4 protein-coding genes and 1 tRNA gene are annotated in these 3,265 nt (G+C 66.5%); all 5 read right to left on the bottom strand.

The window, feature by feature from the left end; translation table 11 throughout:
* Positions 1-543, bottom strand: a 543-nt coding sequence (gene pth / locus RI841_RS15625; protein ID WP_310706553.1) for an aminoacyl-tRNA hydrolase, incomplete at its 3' end; no start/stop codon positions are given.
* Positions 544-632: 89 nt separating this feature from the next.
* The gene (locus RI841_RS15620) at positions 633-1,286 is read right to left on the bottom strand and encodes a 50S ribosomal protein L25/general stress protein Ctc (RefSeq protein WP_310706552.1); all 654 of its coding nucleotides are present in this window, start codon (positions 1,284-1,286) and stop codon (positions 633-635) included.
* Between the two features lie 127 nt (positions 1,287-1,413).
* Positions 1,414-2,343 (bottom strand): ribose-phosphate pyrophosphokinase, encoded by a 930-nt coding sequence (locus RI841_RS15615; protein WP_310706554.1) that lies wholly within the window; start codon positions 2,341-2,343, stop codon positions 1,414-1,416.
* A gap of 76 nt (positions 2,344-2,419) precedes the next feature.
* Positions 2,420-2,494 (bottom strand) — tRNA-Gln (locus tag RI841_RS15610).
* A 48-nt stretch (positions 2,495-2,542) separates the two neighbouring features.
* Positions 2,543-3,265: 4-(cytidine 5'-diphospho)-2-C-methyl-D-erythritol kinase (ispE, locus tag RI841_RS15605; RefSeq protein WP_310706551.1), on the bottom strand; the 723-nt coding region annotated here is incomplete at its 5' end.

Raw genomic sequence — 3,265 nt, 5'->3', positions numbered from 1 at the left:
GTCGCCGGCCACGGCCTGGGGCAGGGTGGCCAGGCATTCGTCGATGGCGGCGTCGATGGCAGCGCGCTCGGCCTTGCCGGGACGGCCCAGCACATAGTTCGTCACCTGTCGGCTGTCGCCGGGATGGCCGATGCCGATGCGCAGGCGGTGGAACCCCTTGTCGTTGCCCAGGGCGCGGGCGATGTCGCGCAGGCCGTTGTGGCCGCCGTGACCGCCGCCCGTCTTGTAGCGCGCTGTGCCCGGCGGCATGTCGAGCTCGTCGTGAGCCACCAGCAGCTCGTCGGCTGTGAGCTTGAAGAACTGGCAGAGGGCCGCCACTGCGCCGCCGCTGCGGTTCATGAAGGTGGTGGGCTCGAGCAGGTGCAGTTCCTGGCCATCGAGGCAGGCCTTGGCGTGCAGACCCAGGAATTTCTTCTCGGGACGCAGCTCGCTGCCTGCCGCCCGGGCCACGGCCTGCACGAGCCAGGCGCCGGCATTGTGGCGGGTCGCCTCGTAGTCGGCGCCGGGGTTGCCCAGTCCAATGATCGCCTTGACCTGACGCATTTCATGTCTCCAAACAAAAAATCAAGCGCCGAGGCGCTTGATCGTTGAAGGGAAAGGGCCATGCCATGCATGGCCCCGGGCAGGCGCACTTACTCGGCGTTGCCTTCGCCTTCCTCGCCTTCGGCGGCTTCACCGCCTTCCTCACCCTCTCCCGTACTGCGGACCTTGGGCTTGGTGATGCTCAGCACGGCGTTGTCGTGATCCTCGCCATGGGTGAGCGCGACCAGGGTCACGCCGCTCGGCACGGTCAGGTCGGAGAGGTGCAGGGTGGTGCCCAGCGCGACCTCGGCGATGTCCACCTCGAGGAAGTCAGGCAGATCCTTCGGCAGGCAGCTGATCTCGACCTCGTTGGAGAGCACGTGGAGCTCGCCGCCCTCGTCCTTGATGCCCTTGCTCTTGTCCTCGCCCACCACGTGCAGCGGCACGCGCAGGGTGATCTCGTGGGTGGCATCGACCCGCAGGAAGTCGGCGTGGGTGATCAGCGGCTTGTAGGGGTGGCGCTGCAGGTCACGCACCACCACCTGCTGGGCCTTGCCATCCACCTGCAGGTTGATCACCGAGGAGAAGAAGGCCTCGTCTTCCAGCGCCTTGTAGAAGCTGGTCTTGTCGACGGCGATGGGCTGCGGCGCCTGCTCACCACCATAGATGATGGCCGGCACCTGTTCGTTCGCACGACGCAGGCGGCGGCTCGCACCTTTCCCCAGGTCGTTGCGAACGCTGGCATTGAGTGTGTAATCGGACATGGAATTGCCTCTTTCTGGAAGTAGGGAAAGCGCCGTGGTCCGCGACCAGACCACGGCGTTTCCGGGAGCCCCGCAGGGCATGTGTCCCGCGCCCTGTCCCGCCGGGCGAGTCCCCGTGGACCCGCATTCAGTGGAACATGGCGCTGACGGATTCCTCGTTGCTGACCCGGCGGATCGCCTCGGCGATCAGTCCGGCGACGCTGAGCTGGCGGATCTTGCCGCTGCGCCGGGCGGTCTCGGAAAGGGGAATGGTGTCGGTCACCACCACCTCGTCAAGGACCGAGCCGGAAATGTTGTCTACCGCCGGCCCCGACAGGATCGGGTGGGTGGCGTAGGCGACGACGCGACAGGCGCCCCGGGCCTTGAGGGCCTCGCCCGCCTTGCACAGAGTGCCGGCGGTATCGATCATATCATCCACCACGACGCAGGTGCGGTTCTCGATCTCGCCGATGATGTGCATCACCTGGGCCTGGTTGGCCGAGGGGCGACGCTTGTCGATGATCGCCAGGTCGGCGTTGAGTTGCTTGGCGATGGCGCGGGCGCGCACTACGCCGCCGACGTCCGGTGATACCACCACCAGGTCGTCGTAGTTCTGACGCTCGATATCGTCGAGCAGGATCGGCGAGCCGTAGACGTTGTCCACCGGCACATCGAAGAACCCCTGGATCTGATCGGCATGCAGGTCCATGGTCATGACCCGGTCAACCCCGGCCTTGACCATCATGTCGGCGACGATCTTGGCCGAGATCGGCACGCGCGCGGAGCGCACGCGGCGATCCTGACGAGCATAGCCGTAGTAGGGCACCACGGCAGTGATCCGGGTGGCCGAGGCCCGACGCAGGGCGTCGATCATCAGGATCAGCTCCATCAGGTTGTCATTGGTCGGTGCACAGGTGGACTGCAGGATGAACACATCCTTGCCGCGCACGTTCTCGTTGATCTCGACCGCGACCTCGCCGTCGCTGAACTGGCCGACCGTGGCATTGCCCTGGCGGGTGTCCAGACTCTCGGCGACCTTTCGGGCGAGTTCGGGATTGGCATTCCCGGCGAAAACCATCAATTTTGACACGCGCAGCCACCTTTGCTGTGTTGGGTCTTCAGAGGTTTGGGTCGAGAGTCGTTCCGGGGCGCAATGGCTGGGGCAGGAGGATTCGAACCTCCGCATGGCGATACCAAAAACCGCTGCCTTACCGCTTGGCTATGCCCCAGCAACTTGCTCCGCTCCGGGATGCCTCGGCGCCCGTGGGCGGGGAGGGTCATCGACCCAGTGCAGCATGAAGAGGGGAACGGTTCAGGCCGTGGGCCTTGAAGGCCTGCCAGGCCTCGGGCACCGTGGCCAGGATCTGGTCCGCCTGCGACTCGCTGTCGAGACGGGCGAAAATACAGGCGCCGGTGCCGGTCAGCATGCTCGGCGCTCGAGTCGACAGCCAGTCGAGTGCATGCGCCACCTCGGGATACAGTGCCCGGACGGTGGGCTCGCAGTCGTTGCTCCAGCTTGCCGTTCCCCCCTGCAATGCGCGCGCCATGGTAATCGGGGGGGTGTGGCGTGTCAATTGCGGTGCCCCGAACACCGCCGCGGTGGAGACCGTCACGCCGGGATGGATCACCACGAAACAGGGGGTGTCGAGTTCGACCGGGGAGAGGCGTTCGCCGACCCCCTCGGCCCAGGCGGCATGGCCGTTTACGAACACCGGGACGTCGGCGCCGAGGGTCAGGCCCAGTTCGGCCAGGCGTTCCAGCGACAGTCCCAGCCCCCAGAGGGCATCGAGACCGAGCAGGGTGGTAGCGGCGTCACTGCTGCCGCCGCCCAGGCCGCCACCCAGGGGCAGGCGCTTGTCGAGAAGGATTTCCGCTCCCTGCTCGCTGCCGCTCTCGGTCTGCAGCAGGCGAGCGGCACGCACGACGAGGTTGTCCTCGACCGCCACGTCGGGCAGGTGGGGAGCGAGGCGAATCTCGCCGTCCTCTCGGTGTCGCAGGGT

It is taken from the genome of Halomonas sp. (assembly GCF_031581305.1).
Lineage (GTDB): Bacteria > Pseudomonadota > Gammaproteobacteria > Pseudomonadales > Halomonadaceae > Halomonas.
The sequence above is the reverse complement of the archived record's forward strand: the minus strand, read 5'-3'. Positions and strand labels throughout refer to the sequence as shown.

Excerpts from the sequence above, each read along its gene's own strand:
- RI841_RS15620 (WP_310706552.1), bottom strand. The coding sequence starts at position 1,286 with ATGTCCGATTACACACTCAATGCCAGCGTTCGCAACGACCTGGGGAAA.
- RI841_RS15615 (WP_310706554.1), bottom strand. The coding sequence starts at position 2,343 with ATGGTTTTCGCCGGGAATGCCAATCCCGAACTCGCCCGAAAGGTCGCC.